The sequence below is a fragment of the Streptosporangium sp. NPDC002607 genome, assembly GCF_053592655.1.
In genome coordinates this window covers 153,384-172,065 of sequence record NZ_JBSFWD010000006.1, presented here as the reverse complement: position 1 = coordinate 172,065, position 18,682 = coordinate 153,384, and the positions used below count along the sequence as shown (strand labels likewise).

Annotated in this window: 13 protein-coding genes; 6 read left to right on the top strand and 7 right to left on the bottom strand. The window is 69.8% G+C overall.

Annotation, left to right across the window (positions count from 1 at the left end; all coding sequences use genetic code 11):
- Nucleotides 1–88: 88 nt before the first annotated feature.
- The 6 genes from ACWD3H_RS09405 (at nucleotide 89) to ACWD3H_RS09380 (ending at nucleotide 7,105) form a co-directional block, all read left to right on the top strand.
- Nucleotides 89–1,243, top strand: a complete 1,155-nt coding sequence (locus tag ACWD3H_RS09405) for a PP2C family protein-serine/threonine phosphatase (protein ID WP_355550760.1) — start codon at nucleotides 89–91, stop codon at nucleotides 1,241–1,243.
- On the top strand, nucleotides 1,240–2,844 hold the full coding sequence (locus ACWD3H_RS09400; RefSeq protein WP_451954603.1) for a sensor histidine kinase: 1,605 nt from the start codon (nucleotides 1,240–1,242) through the stop codon (nucleotides 2,842–2,844). The genes ACWD3H_RS09405 and ACWD3H_RS09400 overlap by 4 nt, the downstream gene beginning before the upstream one ends.
- Nucleotides 2,844–3,293, top strand: a complete 450-nt coding sequence (locus ACWD3H_RS09395) for a response regulator (protein ID WP_350921681.1) — start codon at nucleotides 2,844–2,846, stop codon at nucleotides 3,291–3,293. The genes ACWD3H_RS09400 and ACWD3H_RS09395 overlap by 1 nt, the downstream gene beginning before the upstream one ends.
- A gap of 360 nt (nucleotides 3,294–3,653) precedes the next feature.
- On the top strand, nucleotides 3,654–4,439 hold the full coding sequence (locus tag ACWD3H_RS09390; RefSeq protein ID WP_355550756.1) for a hypothetical protein: 786 nt from the start codon (nucleotides 3,654–3,656) through the stop codon (nucleotides 4,437–4,439).
- Between the two features lie 9 nt (nucleotides 4,440–4,448).
- Nucleotides 4,449–6,341, top strand: coding sequence for a fumarate reductase/succinate dehydrogenase flavoprotein subunit (locus ACWD3H_RS09385; protein WP_451954602.1), 1,893 nt, complete (start codon nucleotides 4,449–4,451; stop codon nucleotides 6,339–6,341).
- Between the two features lie 2 nt (nucleotides 6,342–6,343).
- Nucleotides 6,344–7,105: a succinate dehydrogenase/fumarate reductase iron-sulfur subunit gene (locus ACWD3H_RS09380; protein WP_350921675.1), complete on the top strand. Its 762-nt coding sequence runs from the start codon at nucleotides 6,344–6,346 to the stop codon at nucleotides 7,103–7,105.
- A 549-nt stretch (nucleotides 7,106–7,654) separates the two neighbouring features.
- Here the strand turns inward: ACWD3H_RS09380 and ACWD3H_RS09375 are convergent.
- From ACWD3H_RS09375 to ACWD3H_RS09345, 7 genes are all read right to left on the bottom strand, one after another.
- The gene (locus ACWD3H_RS09375; RefSeq protein WP_451954601.1) at nucleotides 7,655–9,154 is read right to left on the bottom strand and encodes a hypothetical protein; all 1,500 of its coding nucleotides are present in this window, start codon (nucleotides 9,152–9,154) and stop codon (nucleotides 7,655–7,657) included.
- Between the two features lie 117 nt (nucleotides 9,155–9,271).
- Nucleotides 9,272–11,359: a hypothetical protein gene (locus tag ACWD3H_RS09370; protein ID WP_451954600.1), complete on the bottom strand. Its 2,088-nt coding sequence runs from the start codon at nucleotides 11,357–11,359 to the stop codon at nucleotides 9,272–9,274.
- A 107-nt stretch (nucleotides 11,360–11,466) separates the two neighbouring features.
- Nucleotides 11,467–11,865 carry a (deoxy)nucleoside triphosphate pyrophosphohydrolase gene (locus ACWD3H_RS09365; RefSeq protein ID WP_350921668.1) on the bottom strand — a complete coding sequence of 133 codons (399 nt, stop codon included), beginning with the start codon at nucleotides 11,863–11,865 and terminating at the stop codon, nucleotides 11,467–11,469.
- A gap of 177 nt (nucleotides 11,866–12,042) precedes the next feature.
- Complete coding sequence (locus ACWD3H_RS09360) at nucleotides 12,043–13,140, bottom strand: C40 family peptidase (protein ID WP_355550744.1); 1,098 nt, start codon at nucleotides 13,138–13,140, stop codon at nucleotides 12,043–12,045.
- A 13-nt stretch (nucleotides 13,141–13,153) separates the two neighbouring features.
- Entirely contained in the window at nucleotides 13,154–13,822 is a 669-nt protein-coding gene (locus tag ACWD3H_RS09355; protein ID WP_451954599.1) for a hypothetical protein, read from the bottom strand.
- Between the two features lie 2 nt (nucleotides 13,823–13,824).
- Nucleotides 13,825–16,152 (bottom strand): type IV secretion system protein, encoded by a 2,328-nt coding sequence (locus ACWD3H_RS09350; RefSeq protein WP_451954598.1) that lies wholly within the window; start codon nucleotides 16,150–16,152, stop codon nucleotides 13,825–13,827.
- Nucleotides 16,149–18,641 (bottom strand): ATP-binding protein, encoded by a 2,493-nt coding sequence (locus ACWD3H_RS09345; RefSeq protein WP_355550738.1) that lies wholly within the window; start codon nucleotides 18,639–18,641, stop codon nucleotides 16,149–16,151. Before ACWD3H_RS09345 ends, ACWD3H_RS09350 begins: the two co-directional genes overlap by 4 nt.
- Between the last annotated feature and the right edge of the window lie 41 nt (nucleotides 18,642–18,682).

Here is an 18,682-nt window from a genome sequence, read left to right as displayed (position 1 = left end):
TCACCTCGCACCGGCATCCCAGTAGCTGAAGTGTCGCACTATTCTACGTAGCGTCGACAGGTTCTCCCGAGCTCACGAAGAGGCGTCAGTGACCGCCCCCGCCAACGAAACGCTCACGCTTCTTCTTATCGAAGATGACGCGGGCGACGCCTTTCTCGTGGAGGAGTTGCTCGGCGAGGCGGACAACCCACCGAAGATCATCTGGGTGCGGAGCCTGGCCGAGAGCAGGGTCCGGCTGACCTCCGACGTGCAGTGCGTGCTCGTCGACCTCTCCCTGCCCGACGCGACCGGCCTGGAGGCACTGGAGCAGGTGCTCTCGATGGCGCCGCATGCCGCCGTGCTCGTGCTGACCGGCCTGAACGACGCCCACGTCGGCGTGGAGGCGGTCGCCGCGGGCGCCCAGGACTTCCTGGTCAAGCAGGACGTGGAGGGTCGCCTGCTGGCGCGGGCGATCCGCTACGCGATGGAGCGCAAGCGCGCCGACCTGGCCCAGCGCAGGCTGGTCGAGGCCGAACTGCTCACCAAGGAGAACTCCCGCCTCGAACGCGGGCTCCTCCCGGTCCCGCTGCTGACCACGGAGGTTCTGGAACACCACTCCCGCTACCTGCCAGGACGCAGGCGCGCCCTGCTCGCCGGTGACTTCTGGGACACCGTGCAGAGCCCCGACGGCGCCGTCCACGTGGTGGTCGGCGACGTGTGCGGGCACGGTCCCGACGAGGCCGCGCTGGGGGTCGCGCTCAGGATCGCCTGGCGGACCCTGGTCCTGGCCGGGCACACCGGCAACGAACTGCTCGGCACGCTGGAGTCGGTGCTCCGCCTGGAACGCAAGTCGGCGGAGATCTTCACCACCCTGTGCATCGCCACCATCGACCCCGCGCTCAGCCACGCGCGGATGCACGTGGTCGGCCACCCGCCACCGCTGCTGATCCGCGACGGCGCGATCGGCGTGGTGCCGGGCACCCCCTCGGGACCGCCACTGGGCATCTTCCAGGACGTGCACTGGTCGGAGATCGACGTCGCGCTCGGCGACGACTGGTCGCTGCTGCTCTACACCGACGGGCTGATCGAGGCCACCGTGGGCGGCGGACCCGACCTGCTCGGCACCGAGGGCCTGCTCAGGCTCGTTCAGGAGCAGGGCGGGATCGAACTCGACCGCCTCATCGAACGCGTCATCGAACTGAACCGCGACGCGCTCAGCGACGACCTGGCGACCGTGCTCATCTCACGGAACGGAAAACGATGACCGAGCGCTCGGATCGCGGCACCAGTCCCAAGCCTCTGCCCGCGCCCACCCCCGCGAAGGGGTTCGGGAGGCTCCCACTGGGGCGCTGGTTCATGTTCGCCGGGGTGGGCATCGCACTGATCTTCATGATCTCGGCCGTCGTCACGATCAGGTCGATCGAGGACGCGCGCCAGGCCAGGGAGACCCTGGTCGACGTCATCGATCCGGCGACGCTGCGCACCCTGGAGATCTCCAACGCGCTGACCTCTCAGGAGAGCTCGGTGCGGGCGTACGGCAGGACCAACGAGGACACCTCCCTGAACGACTACCGGAAGGCGCTCGCCGAGGAGGACAGAGCGATGGCGGCGCTCACCGCGCTGGTCCCCCGGATGCCGGAGCGGCCGGCGGTCAGCGCCGAGGTGGCCCGGCTGAAGGCCGGCGGAGACGCCTGGCGGCGCGACTACGCGGAGCAGGTCATCGCCTCGGTGCCGACGCTGAAGACCGACGCCGCCCGGCAGAACGCCACGGTCAACGCCACCCGGTTCACCGAGATCCGGCAGTCCCTCTCGGATCTGCAGAGCCACCTGAGCCGGCTGCACGGGATCGGCAGCGCTCAGCTCGACCGCGGCTGGCAGGCCCTTTACATCGCGCTCATCGGGGTGGCCGGGGCACTGGTCGCGGCCGCGATCGTCTCGGCCCTCATCGTGCGCCACGCGGTGCTCCGCCCGCTGGCGGAGCTGAACGGGCAGGTGCGCGCGGTCGCCCAGGGGGACTTCGACCACAAGCTCGGGGTCGAGCACCCCGCCGAACTGGCCGAGCTGTCCGGCCACGTCGACGCGATGCGCCGCCGCATCCTCGCCGAGTGGCACCGGGCCTCGGAGACGCAGCGCAAGCTGGAGGACCAGGCGACGGAGCTGAGGCGCTCCAACAGCGAGCTGGAGCAGTTCGCCTACGTGGCCAGTCACGACCTGCAGGAGCCGCTGCGCAAGGTGGCCAGCTTCACCCAGATGCTGGAGCAGCGCTACGGCGACCAGCTCGACGATCGCGCCAAGCAGTACATCGCCTTCGCGGTCGACGGCGCCAAGCGCATGCAGATGCTGATCAACGACCTGCTCGACTTCTCCCGGGTCGGCAGGATGGGCGGCGAGCGCACCGGCATCGACGCCACGGTGCCGCTCAAGGCCGCGCTGAACAACCTCGCCGCGCCGATCGAGGACGGTGGGGCGACGGTGACCTACGACGAGCTGCCCCAGGTGCACGGCAACCGGGTGCAGCTCACCCAGCTCTTCCAGAACCTCATCGGCAACGCGATCAAGTTCCACTCGCAGGATCCGCCGGAGATCCACATCGGGGTGCGGCGCGACGGGGACATGTGGGAGTTCTCCTGCACCGACAACGGCATCGGCATCGACAGTAAATACACTGACCGCATCTTCCTGATCTTCCAGCGCCTGCACGGGCGGGACGTCTACGCGGGTACCGGCATCGGGTTGGCTCTCTGCAAGAAAATCGTCGAGTACCACGGCGGTCGCATCTGGCTGGACACCGAGGACGGCGGACCCGAGAACACCAGCAGAACCGGTACGACCTTCCGCTGGACCCTTCCCTCAGGAGGTATCTGATGAATGATCTGCGCTGGATCGACGTCCTGCTGGTCGAGGACGACCCGGGCGACGTCCTGCTGACCCGGGAGGCGTTCGAGCTCAACAAGGTCCGCAACAAGCTGCACGTGGTCAACGACGGCGAGCAGGCCATGTCCTTCCTCCGCAAGGAGGGCGAGTACGCCGACGTGCCCCGGCCCGACCTGATCCTGCTCGACCTCAACCTGCCCCGCAAGGACGGCCGGGAGGTGCTCCAGGACATAAAGGCCGACGAGAAGCTCCGCGGGATCCCGGTGGTGGTGCTGACCACGTCGGAGTCCGAGGAGGACATCCTGCGCAGCTACAACCTGCACGCCAACGCCTACGTTTCCAAGCCCGTCGACTTCGACCAGTTCATCAGCGTGGTCCGGCGGATCGACGACTTCTTCGTGACCGTCGTCAAGCTGCCCAACTCCGGCCAGCACTACTGACGGCACGCCACGCCCGGCGGCGGGATCTCCCGGTCCGCCGGGTGTCGTCCATCCGGGCGAGATCCCCGCGGGCGGGATTCCCGTGCCCGTTTTCACGCCCCCGAGACCTCTCTGTGATCGTCCACCTCTTGAGACGTCGCAGGCAGGACACCTCCGCGCGCCAACGTGACAGGAATCACACCTGGCTAGTGAAATTACCAGTGACCTCGCTCACCTAACCCCCGGGCTCCGTCGTAACGTATCCCCCACCAACATGCGCGCGCACGTGTGAGCCGGCGCGACCATGGCCCCGCGCGCGGCACAACTGAAACGACCCGGACCCCAAGGCGAGCGGGGTTCGCGGGAGGTGGAGAGGTCTCGATGACCCAGACAACGGCCGAGAGCCCGGCCAGAAGGCAACGTGCGCAGATCAAGGAGCGCACCCTGCGAACCGACCCGTGGTGGCGCTATCCACTGGTCACATTCATCATCTTCACGGCATTCCTCGTCTACGCCACGTGGGCGATCTTCGACGCGAACTACTTCGTGTCCCCATATCACGCGCCGTTCGCGTCGCCCTGTCTCGCGACGAGCTGCCCGGAGGAGGCGCGACTGTTCGGCCTCGCCCCGTTCGGCGACTGGTACGCCCTGCCCCCGGGACTGCTGATCCTCGGCCTCCCCGCGGGGTTCCGCTTCACCTGCTACTACTACCGCAAGGCCTACTACCGGGGGTTCTGGCTCTCGCCCCCGGCGTGCGGGGTGGCCGAGCCGCACAAGAAGTACACTGGTGAGTCGCGCTTCCCTCTGATTCTTCAGAACATTCACCGTTACTTCTTCTACGCGGCGATCGTCATCGGCCTCATCCTGGCGTACGACGCGGTGAAGGCGCTGATCGCCAAGCCGACCGGCCTGGGCACGTGGATCCTGATCGTCAACGCGATCCTCATCAACCTGTACACGCTGTCGTGCCACTCCTGCCGGCACATCACGGCCGGGCGCCTGAACCACTTCTCCAAGCACCCGGTCCGCTACCGGGCCTGGGGCATCGTCTCCAAGCTCAACGCCAAGCACCAGGAGCTCGCACTGATCTCCATGTTCAGCGTGATGGGCGCCGACATCTACGTCCGACTGGTCGCCAAGAACATCATTCCCTTCCCGTTCGCATAAGGATCACCAGTGGAAATCGAGCGTCACGAATACGACGTCGTCGTCATCGGCGCCGGCGGAGCGGGGCTGCGGGCGGCCATCGAGGCCCGCCAGCAGGGCAAGCGTACGGCGATCGTCTGCAAGTCCCTGTTCGGCAAGGCGCACACGGTCATGGCCGAGGGCGGCGCCGCCGCGGCCATGGGCAACGTCAACAGCGACGACAACTGGATGGTGCACTTCCGCGACACCATGCGGGGCGGCAAGTTCCTCAACAACTGGAGGATGGCCGAACTGCACGCCAAGGAGGCGCCCGACCGGGTCTGGGAGCTGGAGGCGTGGGGCGCGCTGTTCGACCGCACCAAGGACGGCAAGATCAGCCAGCGCAACTTCGGCGGGCACGAGTACCCGCGGCTGGCCCACGTCGGCGACCGCACGGGCCTGGAGCTGATCCGCACCCTGCAGCAGCGGGTGGTCGCGCTCCAGCAGGAGGACGAGAAGCTCCACGGTGACGCCGAGGCGTACATCAAGGTCTTCCAGGAATGCACGGTGACCCGCCTGCTCAAGGACGGCGACGCCATCTGTGGCGCCTTCGGCTACTGGCGGGAGAACGGCAAGCTCATCCTGTTCGACGCCCCCGCGATCGTGCTGGCCACCGGCGGCATCGGCAAGTCGTACGTGGTCACGTCCAACTCGTGGGAGTACACCGGCGACGGCCACGCGCTGGCCCTGCTGGCCGGGGCGAACCTGATCAACATGGAGTTCATCCAGTTCCATCCCACCGGGATGGTCTGGCCGCCCTCGGTCCGGGGCATCCTCGTCACCGAGTCCGTCCGCGGCGACGGCGGGGTGCTGAGGAACTCCGAGGGCAAGCGCTTCATGTTCGACTACATCCCCGAGGTGTTCAAGGACAAGTACGCCACCTCCGAGGAGGAGGGCGACCGCTGGTACACCGACCAGGCCAACAACCGCCGCCCTCCGGAGCTGCTCCCCCGCGACGAGGTCGCGCGGGCCATCAACTCCGAGGTGAAGGCGGGACGCGGATCGCCCCAGGGCGGCGTCTACCTCGACGTCTCCACCCGCCTCCCGGCCGCCGAGATCATCAAGCGGCTGCCGTCGATGCACCACCAGTTCAAGGAACTGGCCGACGTCGACATCACCAAGGAGGCCATGCAGGTCGGCCCGACCTGCCACTACATCATGGGCGGCGTCGAGGTCGACGCCGACACCGGCGCGGCGGCCGTACCCGGCCTGTTCGCGGCCGGTGAGGTCTCCGGCGGCATGCACGGCTCCAACCGGCTGGGCGGCAACTCGCTGTCGGACCTGCTGGTGTTCGGCCGCCGCGCGGGCATGGGAGCGGCCTCGTACGTGGACGGCCTGGCCGCCCGGCCGAAGATCTCCGAGGAGGCCGTGGCCAAGGCGAGCGCGGAGGCGCTGGCCCCGCTGGAGCGCTCGGGCGAGAACCCGTACGAGGTCCACCACGAGCTGCAGCGGACGATGAACGAGCTGGTCGGCATCATCCGCAAGTCCGAGGAGGTCTCCGAGGCGCTGGAGGCGGTGGAGAAGCTCAAGGAGCGGGCCCAGAACGTCGGCGCGGCCGGCAGCCGGATCTACAACCCGGGCTGGCACCTCGCCCTCGACCTGCGCAACATGCTCCTGGTCTCGGAGTGCGTGGCGAAGGCGGCGCTGCTGCGCGAGGAGAGCCGCGGCGGCCACACCCGTGACGACTTCCCGGTCATGTCCGCCGAGTGGCGGACCAAGATCCTGCGCTGTGCCCTCACCCCGGACAGCTCAGGCATCACGGTCGAGGAGCAGGTCCAGACCGTGATGCGGGACGACCTCATCACGCTGTTCGACCGCGACGAGCTGAAGAAGTACATCACCGAGGAAGAGCTGGCCGCCTTTGACGCGCTGGCCAAGGAGTAACCATGAGTTACAAGGCGAAGTTCCGCGTCTGGCGGGGCGAGGGCGGCGAGGGCAAGCTTGAGGACTTCACCGTCGAGGTGAACGAGGGCGAGGTCGTTCTCGACATCATCCACAGGCTCCAGGCGACCCAGGCCCCCGACCTCGCCGTCCGCTGGAACTGCAAGGCCGGCAAGTGCGGCTCGTGCTCCATGGAGATCAACGGCAGGCCGAAGCTCGGGTGCATGACCCGGATGTCCACCTTCAGCGAGGAGGAGACGATCACCGTGACGCCCATGCGGACGTTCCCGGTGATCAAGGACCTGGTCACGGACGTCTCGTACAACTACCAGAAGGCCAGGGAGATCCCGTCCTTCACTCCTCCGGCCGATGTGAAGCCGGGCGAGTACCGCATGCAGCAGATCGACGTCGAGCGGTCCCAGGAGTTCCGCAAGTGCATCGAGTGCTTCATGTGCAACAACGTCTGTCACGTCATCCGTGACCACGAGGAGAACAAGCCCGACTTCGCCGGTCCGCGCTTCCTGATGCGGATCGCCGAGCTGGACATGCACCCGTACGACGTGGCCGACCGCAAGGACTCCGCTCAGGAGGAGCACGGCCTGGGCTACTGCAACATCACCAAGTGCTGCACCGAGGTCTGCCCCGAGCACATCAAGATCACTGACAACGCGCTGATTCCCATGAAGGAGCGCGTCGTCGACCGGAAGTACGATCCGCTGGTCTGGCTGGGCAACAAGATCTTCAAGCGTTCCGGCTCGAAGAGCTGACCCCTGCACGGCGGCGCCGCCCACGGGACTCTCCCCGGGCGGCGCCGCCGTGTTTCCCCAGCGTTTCAAGCCCGTGGTTCACTTCCACCGCTGGAGGCTTCTGGTCGTATCTCGGCTGAACCCGGCACTCGGCAGCCTGAACCGGCGGTCGCAGCGAACTGGTCGAAGCGATCGGCGAGCACGCCCCCGACCACGAGCTGACGGGACTCGCCGCCGGCTTCCACGCCGTCGCCCGGCTTCCCGAGGGAGCCGACGAAGCGGAGATCGCCGACGCGGCGGCCCAGCGCTCCGTCGGGCTGCAGGGGCTCGGTCGATACCGATCGCCGAACGGCGAGGGCTCGTGTTCGGCTTCGGAGACGTCAACGAGGACGCGATCAGACACGGGATCGCGGCCATTGGCGACCTACTGCGGCAGGGATGAGACACGTGATAGCGGTGGCCGCCGCTTCCGCGTATCCACACATCAAGTCCGCGCGCAACAGCGTGCTCGAAGGCGAGGACGGTTCCAGAGGCTGGGAACGCCTCCACCACCCGCCGGGCCGGTACGGGTCAGGTGGAGCGGCGGAAGAGACCGCGCTTCTTCTTGCCGGCGTCCTGACCGGGGAGCGGGTAGACCGCCGTCGGGGCCGGCCCCATGGGGGGCTGCTCGCCGGCGTCCGGCCGATTACCGGGGCCACCGTAGGTTCCCGGACCACCGGGGCCGATCGGCGTCGCCGGATCACCGCCGGGGCCACCGGGACCACCGTGAACCGGCGGGCCGCCACTGCCGTGAGCCCCACTGCCGTGAGCCCCGCCGACGGGACCCCCGTGGCCGCCAGGGCCGCCTCGGGAAGGCTCCTGCGGGAACGGCGCCCCGGGGAACTCGGGCTGCCCCTGCGGGAAACGCCCCTCGCGAGGCTCGGGGCCGAGGTTCTCCGGCCGGCCGGGCTGGGTACGCTCGTCCGGCCCACCCTGACCCGGAGCGCCCTGCGACTCGGGTCCGAAGGGCTGGAAATCGCCCTGGGGGCGGCCCGGCAGGTTCCGATCATCCTGCGGTTCCTGGCCGAAGGGCTGGGTGCCGTGGAACGCGGCCGCCGAGCCGTCCTGGCCCACCGGGCCGTAGGGCACCTGCCCCTGGACGGTCTGCCGGCCGTACGGGTCACCGTGGCCGGTGGCCTGCTGCTCGTAGCCGGGCGCGGGCATGTACGCCGTCGTCTGCTCGTAGCCGTAGGGGTACTGCCCGGGGGCGTAACCCTCCGGGTAGACCGGAGAGTACATCTGCATCGGGACGAGGCTGATGATCGGCGCGTAGGCCGTGCCGCCCTGGTAGGGGCCGGGAACGAAACCGGGTCCGGCGGCGTAGCCGGGACCGCCGTGATAGGCCATCGGGTCCATCGAATCGACGCGGGGACCCATTCCCCGGGGACCGGCCCGGCGGATGGCCGCGGCGTGGGCCAGGCGGCGCAGCCTGCCCTCGAAGATCAGCACGGCGAACAGCACCAGCAGCACCAGGATCAACGCCGGGATGCCGAGCTGGCGGCTCAGCGTGGCCCCGTCGAACTCGGCGTTCGCGTTGCGGATCTCGGCCACGGAGGAGCCGGCGTTCTCGTCGAACGTGGCGCTCTCCTGGGGGGTGGGCGTGGCGGAGGGAAGCGTGTCCGACGGGGTGCTGGCCGGGAACTGGACCTCCGCCTCCTCGGACGCCGAAGGGCTGGTCTCGGTCTCCGGCGGAGCGATCGGGGCCGTGGTCTCCTGAGCCGGTGGAGCGACCGGCTCCTGCGGGGGCGGCGGGGCCGTGGTCTTCGGAGGCTTCGTCGTCGGCGGGACGGTCACCGTGGTGGTCACGGTCTTCTGCGGGACCGGGGTCTCCTCCGTGCCGCCCCCGGGATCCTCGGTGACAGTGACCGTGACGATCGGCGTGGGTTCCTCACAGGGCCCCGCCGGATCGACGTCACATCCGGGGATGGACGACGGGTCGGCGACCATCGTCCTGACCGTCGCGCCGGCCACGGAGGAACCGGTGAGCGGTGCCACGGCGACCAGGAAGGCGCCGCTGATCCCCAAAGACATCACAACGGCGGAGACAGCTGCCCTGAGCCGTGCTCGCGTCACCGGTGCCCTCCGCGCAATCAACCATGAACACGTCAAAGAAATACTAGTTGGGCAAAAGTAACAGTAAATCGCCTTTTACAAAACGTGTCGCGAACGACGGCGGCGCTGGATCCTCCGCTGCAGCCAGAGGAGGCCGAGGAGTGCTCCCACCGCTGCTCCCACCGCTGGTAGGCCCCGTACTCCGGTCAGCAGCGGGCTTGACTCGGCGACCGCCTGGACCTGGGTGTTCGGACCGTCGAGATCCTGCGGGAGGGGCGCACCCTGCGGTACGGGGACCTGTGCGGCGGCGGGGAAGGATCCCGCCGGCGGCAACTGGAGCTGGGGCCCGGTTCCGAGACCGGGCCCCGCCATCCCCGCGGAGGCCGGCGGCACCTGCGACGGTATGCCCGGCACCTGCCCCATGGGCAGCGGCGGTACCTGCTGCGGCACCATCGGTGCCTGGCCGCCCGGCGACTGCGCCATGGGCACCTGCTGTCCCGCTCCCGGGAAGCCGGTCCCCGGGAAGCCGGTCCCCGGGTAGCCGGGACCGACCGGCCCGCCCGCTTCCCGTTGCGGCGCACCGGGCCGGCCTGCCTTTCCCTGCCCGCCTGCCCCCGGATGGCCCGGAAGCATCGGCTGCCCCATCCCCTGCGGCTGCGCGCCGAGCTGACCGGGCTGGACGAGCATGCCCTGACCGAGCTGACCGGGCATACCCTGGCCGGGCTGGACGAGCATGCCCTGTCCCGGCTTAGCCGGCCGGCCAGGCATGCCCTGACCGGGCTGGACGAGTTGTCCGGCCGGCCACTGGACAGCCCCCGGGTAACCGGGCCCCATCGGCGCCACCACCGGGCGGCGCGCTCCGGGCTTGCCGATCACCATCTGGCCGCCTGCCGGATAGCCGGGTCCCACGGGCCCGGGCATCGGCCGGCCCGCCCCCTCGCGGCGCGCGCCGGACCGGCAGGCCGCCCGCTGCTTCCCGGACATCTTCCGCCCGGCCGCCCCGCGTCCCGCGTGAGACCCCATGACCGGATGGTTCCTGCCGTTCTGCCGCTGAAGGAGATGTTCCTCAGGTGTTTTCACCGGCTTCGGTACGGCGACGGCCGGGCCATGGCCGGCCACACCGCCACTCGTCTCCGGTGCGGCGCCCGGAATGGCGGCGTCGGCGGGAAGCCGCGTTCCCGGCTGAACCGAGCCCTCAGGAGCCACCGGGGCCGAGGGAGCAGCCGGGGCCGAGGGAGCAGCGGGGGCTGCGGGAGCCACCGAGGTCGAGGGCACGGCCGTGCTCCCGCCCATGCCCGTAGTGGAACTGCCGCCCGTACCCGCCACGACCGATCGCGGTACCTCGGGGCCCGGCGGCCTTTCCAGAACATCAAAAAGGAACGCCAGCGTGCGCTGCTCGACCTTCTCCGCCTCCGACGCGTCGGGGGCGATCTTCGGAACCCAGCCCCGCTCCCCGACTGCCTGGGGAGCGTTGAGGACCAGGTCGACGCCACCGAGCGTCTCCACGCCCGCGTGCGGATCCGCGGGCCAGGCCGAGGTGGCATCTCCCAGATAAATCCTGGAAGGGCCGGAGACCTCCGGAGCACCGGAGACGGGCAGAGTCTGCCTGACCTCCCTCTGGGCGTTGGCCGGCTCCGGGCTCCCCGCGGCGCCCCGGATCTGCCGCGTCACCGCGTCCGGCCCCCCGACAGCGCCCCCGACAGCGCCCCCGATGGTGCCCCGCACCTGCCGGGTCACCACATCCGAGCCCTTGAGCGTGCCCTGACCCTGCTGCACCGTCTCGCCACCGGGTCCGCGCATCCGGGCCATCGCGGTCAGCGTGATGTCCCGGGGACGCTGCGGCGCGGCGAGCAGCACGTCGACGAGCCCGCCGTCGGCGGGCAGGTCACCGACCGAGCAGACCGCCGTCCCTTTGGGGAGCGGTGTCGCGGGCCTGGTCGCCACCGGGCACTCGATGCTTCTGAGGGCATCGGCGGGGGTCGTCACGACCGCCAGCCGCGCGCCGGTGCCCGGCCCTCGCAGGCGGATGCGGAAGCGGATCACCTCGCCGGTGCGGCTCCACCGCGACCACGTACCGGGGGCGGCGGCCAGGTCGAGGGGCGACTCGGCCGGCTCGGCCAGCTGGGCGGCGTACACCCCCGAGGCGCCGCCGAGGATGAGCACCCCCGCTCCGACCGCCGACACGATCCGAGTACCACGCCACCATACGGTCACCGCATATCTCCGTTCCCCGGGTACGGACCCGCGACATCGCCACGTCCAGTAGCAGTTATGTCACGGTGCGGAGTCGATCAATCCTTATTGAACCGACCTTGCCCATCGTTGAGACGACCTTGTACCGCCCGCACGATTGGAAGGTCCGCGGGCAGCCACGCCACGTCGTAGAGCTCGTCCACCTCCAGCCAGCGCAGATCCAGGTGCTCCCTGGTCTCCGGCCTGCCCTCGGCGATCACCGCGAACCAGACCCGCAGGACGTAGCCGCCGGCGAGCGCCCAGTCGCCGCCGACCCGCTCGCCCACCTCGATCAGTACGCCGAGCTCCTCCTGGCACTCCCTGACCAGCGCCGTGTGCTCGTCCTCGCCGGGGTCGACCTTGCCTCCCGGCAGCTCCCAGCCGCCGGCCAGCTCGGGAGGGTCGGCGCGCTGGGCGGCGAGCAGCCTGCCCTGGCCGTCGACGATGGCGGCGCCCACAACGACCTTTTCCGTGACTCCTCCGCTCCCCGGGAAAAGCGGCTGCTCGCTTTCCCCGGCCGAGTTGGGCGATGGTCAAGCCCTGACCGCTTGGAACACAGGAACCGTAACAGGAAGCGATTCACCTGCCGGGTAGGCCAGGCCGTCCCCTTTTCCAAACGTGACGCCCCGATTCTGTCAGCCCTGCTCCCTCAACTTGAGTTGCTCCAGGATCTGGGGGTGTTGCAGCGGCCGGGTGAACCCCACGATCCCGGTGCGTTCCCGGTAGGTGGTGACCTTGATCGGCCCGCAGAGCCGGCATCTCGCCTCGACCATCTTGCCCGGCGACACCACCAGGCCCACATGCCCGGGACGGTCGGGACCGGTGCCGGGACCCGCGTTGAAGAAGACGAGATCACCCGCCTGCTCCTGCCCCGCGGAGACCTTCACGCCGAACGGCCACTGGCCGAACGTGGTCCGCGGGATGGTCAGGCCCACGCTCCGGTAGGCCATGTAGATGATCCCCGAGCAGTCGTAGCCGGCGGGCCCGGTGCCGCCCCAGATGTAGGGCTTGCCGCGCTGGGCCAGCGCGTACTGCAGGATCGCGGCCACCGTGCCTGTCGGCGCCGCCTCCAGCATGGGTTCGTCGCAGCTGTCGTCCGTCTCGGGCGGGGTGGTGACCTCACCGTCCTTGGCGTACTTCTTGGCGATCTCCATGACCTGGTCGACGTACCACCAGGCACGGTTGTAGACGAACAGCGAACGCCGTACGTTCTCCGGCGCGCCGTTCCGCTTCAGCATCTTCGCCGCGCCTAGGATGGCGTCAGCCGGGTTGTACACGTCGGCCCAGCCGTCTCCGTCGCCGTCGGAGGCGTAGCCGTTGAACGTGGACGGGATCTTGATCTTGGCCTTGCCGCCCCAGGTGCTGATGAGAAACTGCATCGGCCCGGCGGCGCCCGCGTAGTTGACGCCGCTGCGCACGCCGGGGAGCGTGGAGCGGCCGTGGTCGGTCTCGCGCTTGCCGACCCCGGCGAGCACGTTCCACTGCACGCCGACCTTCTGCCCGTGCTCGCGATAGAGCTTCAGATACTCCTCGGGGATGTCGGACGTCGCGGTCTCCGACTCGTCGCCCACCGTCTGGACGTTCTTCCCGCAGTCGGGTTGCGCCTGCCCGGTGATGGAGGGGAACGAGGGAAAACCGCTGATCATCATCATCGGCGCCATGATCAGCGTGATCATGCAGAGTCCGGCGACTCCGAGGATCAGCGCGAGGCGGAGGTGTCTGTTCTCCCTCATGAGGTTCCGCCGTTCATCCGGCCGCGCCGGTCTCGGAAGGCTGTTCGTCTCCCTCCTGGCCGGAATCCGCCGGCTGGAGGTCGTGGACACGCCATTCGGCACCGACCTGGATGAGCGTGACGGCGTACTCCGCGGTCCTCTCGTTCACCCCGCTCTTGGCCGTGACGTTCTGGGTGCCGACGACCACGAACACCACCGAGGCGCTGTTGATCTGCCGAATCTCCTTCACCCGTGCCGCGCCGACCGAGACGACCTCGTCGGCCTTGTTCGCCTCGACGGTGCCCGGCGAGGTGACCGTGCGCAGCAGCACCCCGGAGAACTCAGCCGTGGTGTAACCCTTGAGGCGGTCGCCGTAGACCGCCGGGTCCTCGTCGTAGCTGAACGTGCCGTACTCGGCGGTGAAGCGCTGCGCGTAGTCGGCGGCGGCCGCCAGCTCCTGCTTGGTCATCGGCAGGTAGGAGTAGACGTCGAAGGGCGCGTTGCTGGCCGTCGCCTCCGGGCGCGTCGGCTCCGCGACCGGCTCCTGTCCCGATGCCACGGTACGGGTGGCACCCGCGGGCTCTGTCGGGTTCTCCACCCCGCCGCCGCCCTCCGGCCACATGGTCAGGTAGACGCCGACCGCCGCGAGCACCGCGACCAGCACCGCGAAGACGGCTCCCCGCCGGTTGCCTCCCTCGGTCAACGTCAGTCCCTGTCCGGGCTGGACGGGCGGAGCCAGAACGGTGGCGGCTCACCGGCATCACCACCGCGCTCCGCTCGCCTGGTGATCCAGAGCGGTGGCGCCTCGGACGACCTGCCCCCGGCGTCCCGGTTCCGCGAACCGCCGGAGGAACTCCGCGAGCCGCCGAAGATGCTCTCGCCCGACCTCGAACCGCCCGAGCCCTTCGACCCCGAGGAGCCGCGGGAGGAGCCGCCGTTACGCGACCCCGAGCCGGAGCCGCCTCGCGAGGAGCCGCCGAAGATGCTGCCGCCCGACCGGCCGCCGCCACCCGAGGATGGCGCGGCGGGCCTGACCGCCGAGGGGCCGGACGACCTGCCCGCCGAGGACCCCCCGTTGCCCGAGGAGCCGCCTTGCGGCGCCCAGCCTCCCGACGAGCCGCCGAACCAGCCGCCGGAGCCGCGCCCCCCACCAGGTCCCGAGGAACCTCCGGACCGGGTGGGGGGCGCGCCGCCGCCCGTACCGGCACCGGAGAGGTTGAGCGGTGGTGCCGCGCCCGGGCGGGCCGCGGTGACCGGGCGGCCGGTGCCCTTGCGCCGCCCTGCCGCCTGGGAGTCGGTGTCGAGCGGCGCCGGTTGCGCGCCGACCGGGACCCGGGTGCCCGACGGGGTGGCCGGCGTGGCGCCGTCCTCGCCGCGTCCCCTGCCCTGGGCGACCGTGGCGGCGGCCGCCGCGCCGACGGAGGCTCCGCCGGCCATCGCGGCCGCCTGGAGCATCGGCTCCGCCTTGCGCATGCCCCAGCGGCCCACCCTGGCCGCCGCGACCGGCGGCAGCGCGGACGCGGCCCGCTGCAGGGTCGGCGCGGTGGCCGCGTCGCCGAGCATCCTGGTGGTGAGCGTGTGCCCGTCCATGGAGGCGAACAGGTGCTGGAAGGGCCGCCGGTAGAAGAACACGGCGATCGTCAGGATCGCCATGAACATGACCTGCATGCCCCACGGCATCGCGGTGGAGATGATCAGCGCGTAGCCGTACACGAGCACGCCCAGGACGAGGGCCAGCACCGCCTGTCTGAGCAATGTGCCGATCAGCATCTCCACCCAGCGCATGGCGATGATCCGCCCGGATCCCGGATGGACGCCGATCAGCAGGAAGACCGGCGCGAGGATCAGCAGCAGCAGGAACCCGACCTTGAGCACCAGCAGCGAGACCGCCACCAGGAAGATCAGCAGCCCCGCGACCACCGCGGCCATGAAGGCGCCGATCGCGACCCCCAGCCGGTTCGTCCAGTCCTTGCCCTGGAAAAGGGGGAAGATCGGCGTGTTCTGCAGCTTGTCGGCGACCTCTGTCTCGTATCGTGCCTGGTGAAAGCCCGCTTCGGGCGCCTGCTGCGCCTTCATCTCGGCCGCGTCGATCGTCTGGATCTCCAGCAGTTTGGCGCCGAACGCCTTGATGACGGGGGCGTCGGCGTCGGCCGTGCCGAACTGGCCCATCAGCCACGGCTTGCAGACCAGGGTGGACCAGAGCGCGTCGGAGTTCTGCTCGACTCCTGGCACGCCGCTCTGACCGTATCCGCCGCCCTGGACCTGCGGATTGGCCTCGCCCTTGGCCGGCAGGCAGGAGGTGCCGCCCGCGCCGGGCAGTCCGGAGAAGGCGGAGTTGACCACCTCGCCGGTCTTGTCGGTGACGATCTTGCCCAGCCCCGTGAGGTCTCCGGGGCGGCTGAAGAACCAGACGGCCACGGTGACCGCGAGGACCATCCAGATGACGCCCTCGGCGGTGGTGGTGGCACGCTTGCGGATCAGCCCGTACCAGGCCAGCCAGATGGCACCGAGGATCACCAGCGGCCGCAGGTACGGCCAGTACATGGCGTCGGCCAGGCGGACCACGATGTCGTCGACGACGTTCTTGATCGACTCCAGCGGCCCCTCGGTGGCGGCCGCCTGGTAGGTCGTGATGGTCAGCCGGTCCAGCGCCTTGGCCCACAGGAAGACCGTGTTGGCCATCGCGTTGCCCATCACCGCCGCGATGTCGTCACAGCCGAGCTGGTGGGTGTGCCAGAACTGGCCGCTCATGCCGTAGGTCGCGTAGTTGCCCTGAACCGCGGGGACCTCCGCCTGGGCACCCGGCTGCGCGGAGTCGGGGACCGGCGGCTTGATCAGGCCGTCCACACCTCCCGCGACGATGTCGGGGGACAGGTCGGGCGACATGTCGCAGGGAGCGGCTGCGACGGCCGTGGACGCGTCGTCGGGGAACACCATTGGCAACGCGAGGAACGCGGCCAGTGCCACCAGCCCGATGGCGATCCGCCTGCCCAGCCTTCCCCTGCGGGAACCCCTCTTGCGAGAGCCCTTCATGACCGCACCTCCAGCGCCGCAGCCCCCGGCCCACCGACTCTGTCGCCCCCAGGAAGATCATGCACTTTCTCGTCGGGTTTGTCGTGGGTAGGGTTCGTATCCAGCCAGCGCAGCAGCTCATCCGAGATCAGGTCCACCCCGATACGGCCTGCTCGGCCGTCCAGATCCCGGAAGACGCACTCACCGTTACCGAGCGAGCGCAGCACCGCCTTGTGCTCCTCGGACGCCTCGACGCCGAGCAGCGCCATCACGTGCTCCACCTCGACCCGTTCGGTGGAGCGGAACGCGAACACCGAGGAGAGGCAGTTCGTCACCTGCTCGCTCAGCAGGTCACCGGCGTTCTGCGAGACCAGCACCAGCGCCGTGTTGCGGGAGCGGCCCATCCTGCTGACCTCGGGCACCAGCTTGGCGCCCTCGGGAGTGGAGGTGATCGCCCATGCCTCGTCCAGGAAGATCGCCTTGGGGGTCCGCCGGTCCAGGCCGTTCATCAGACCCCGCGCGAACTGCGCGACGAGGTAGAGCAGCGCCACCGACAGCCGCTGCTCGTAGGAGTAGTCGTCGCGGCCGGTGGAGGCGTCGGGCAGCGTCAGACCGCCCAGGGTGAAGACGGTGGTCCAGCCCTCGGTGTCGATCTGGTCGCCGCCCGAGGGATCGAAGCAGAGCCTGGCCAGATGCATGTCGGACATGGAGCGGAGCACCGCGCCCAGGTTCTTGGAGGCGGCGTCGTCCGTCTGCTCCAGGAAGTCGACCACCTTGCCCAGCGACGGGTCCTCGGCGTTGGAGACCGCGGCGACCGCCTGGATCATCGCCGACTCACGCTCCTCCGACATCCGCGGCAGCAGCAGGCGCAGGGTCTCGGTGGCCATCGTCTTCTTGGCCGCGAGGTCGTCGCCGAAGGAGAACGGGTCGAGCAGGCCCGGTGCCGCGGAGCCGAGCGGGATGATCCGCGCCTTCCTGCCCCGCTTCCGCAGCAGCTGGACCAGCGAGTCGGCGTCGCCCTTGGGGTCGATGACCGCGACCGTCACCCCGCGCAGCGCCATCTGGTAGATCATCAACAGCGCCAGCGTGGTCTTGCCACCGCCGGGTTCGCCGGTGATGGCGATGGCCGTGGGCCGGTTGCGCGTCGCCGCCACCAGCGGGTCGAAGTGCACGATGCTGCGCGCCCGGCCCAGGGTCTCCCCTACGTACGGCCCCATCCAGCCCGAGCCGCCCTCGTCCGTCCGGTCGCCCAGGTCGACGGTGGCGGTGGCCATGCCGCCGGCGATGGTGCGCAGCGGCTGCCGCTGCGCGTAGGCGTTGACCCTGACCCGCTCGCCCGGCAGCGTCTCGCAGAACAGCGAGAACTGGTCGCCGGTGGAGTTGACGATGTCGATGCCCATGTCGCGGTAGTGCTCCACGACCGCCTCGACCCGCTGCACGCAGATCTCCTCGGTCGGGGCCGACACGATCAGCCGGTGCCAGCCGTACACGAACGGCAGGCGCTCCTTGGTGATGCCGTGCTCCAGCATCCGGGCCGCGTCGATCTGCTCGGCCAGGGCCAGCGGCGCCTCCGCCCCGGCCTCGCGGATGTGGATGTCCATGTCACGGGCGTGGGCGAGCTGGCGCGCCACGTCCTTGCTCGCCTTGACCGGCGGGATCAGCCGCATCCTCGAACTGATCTCCACCGGGAAGGGCAACTGGTCGGCGAAGTGCATCCAGGGCTCGCCGTCGGGGAAGGGCATCAGGTCGGGGAAACGGGCGAAGGACATGTGCGCCACGTAGGAGTCACCGTGCGGCTGCTCGATCCGGAGCAGCGCCCTGCCGTTGTGGATCTGCCCCTCGACCAGGGACTCGATCTCCCCCTGCCCCCACCGCCGTTTGGGGCTGGCCGAGGCCGGAGGGTCGCCGAGGGAGCCGGTCGTGGCGTGCTGGAACAGCCAGGCGAGCTCGACGGAGCTGGCGTGCCTGGCGTACAGGGCGCTGGCCGACAGCGCCCTGCCCAGCCGCTCCGCCTGCTCGGACCACTTGGCGATCTCCGCCTTGGGGACGTGGTCGTCCTCGATGCCCAGGGCCTTCTCGCTGCGCTGGTAGAAGCCGAAGAGCTGGGAGAGGACCCCGGTGCCCAGTTGCCTGCCGCGCGTGCCGAGCCGCACGCCGAGGTAGACCTCCTTGGTCCAGAAGTCCTTGGCCCAGACGTGCCGGTACATGTCCTCCAGGTAGTCACGCCAGCCGGGGCCCTCGTCGGAGGTGGCGTTCAGCGCCATCGCCCATTCGGCGGCCGGGTAGGTGCGGTGCGCCACCCGCAGGTGCACCTCGGCGTCCGGCATCCGGATGGCGGCCAGCGCGATCGTGATGTTGGTGGCCAGCGCCTCCCGCTCCTCGGGAGTGATGAACTCGTAGCTCACGGTGGGAAGCCTGAAATAGGCCCAGACCGACGAGTCGGTCAGCAGGATCCGGTCGTCGAAGTACCGGACGGCGAGGCGGCTGCGCGCTCGGGACGCACGACTCACAGGCCCTCACCCACCGGTCGTACGGCCCTGCCTGCACGGCC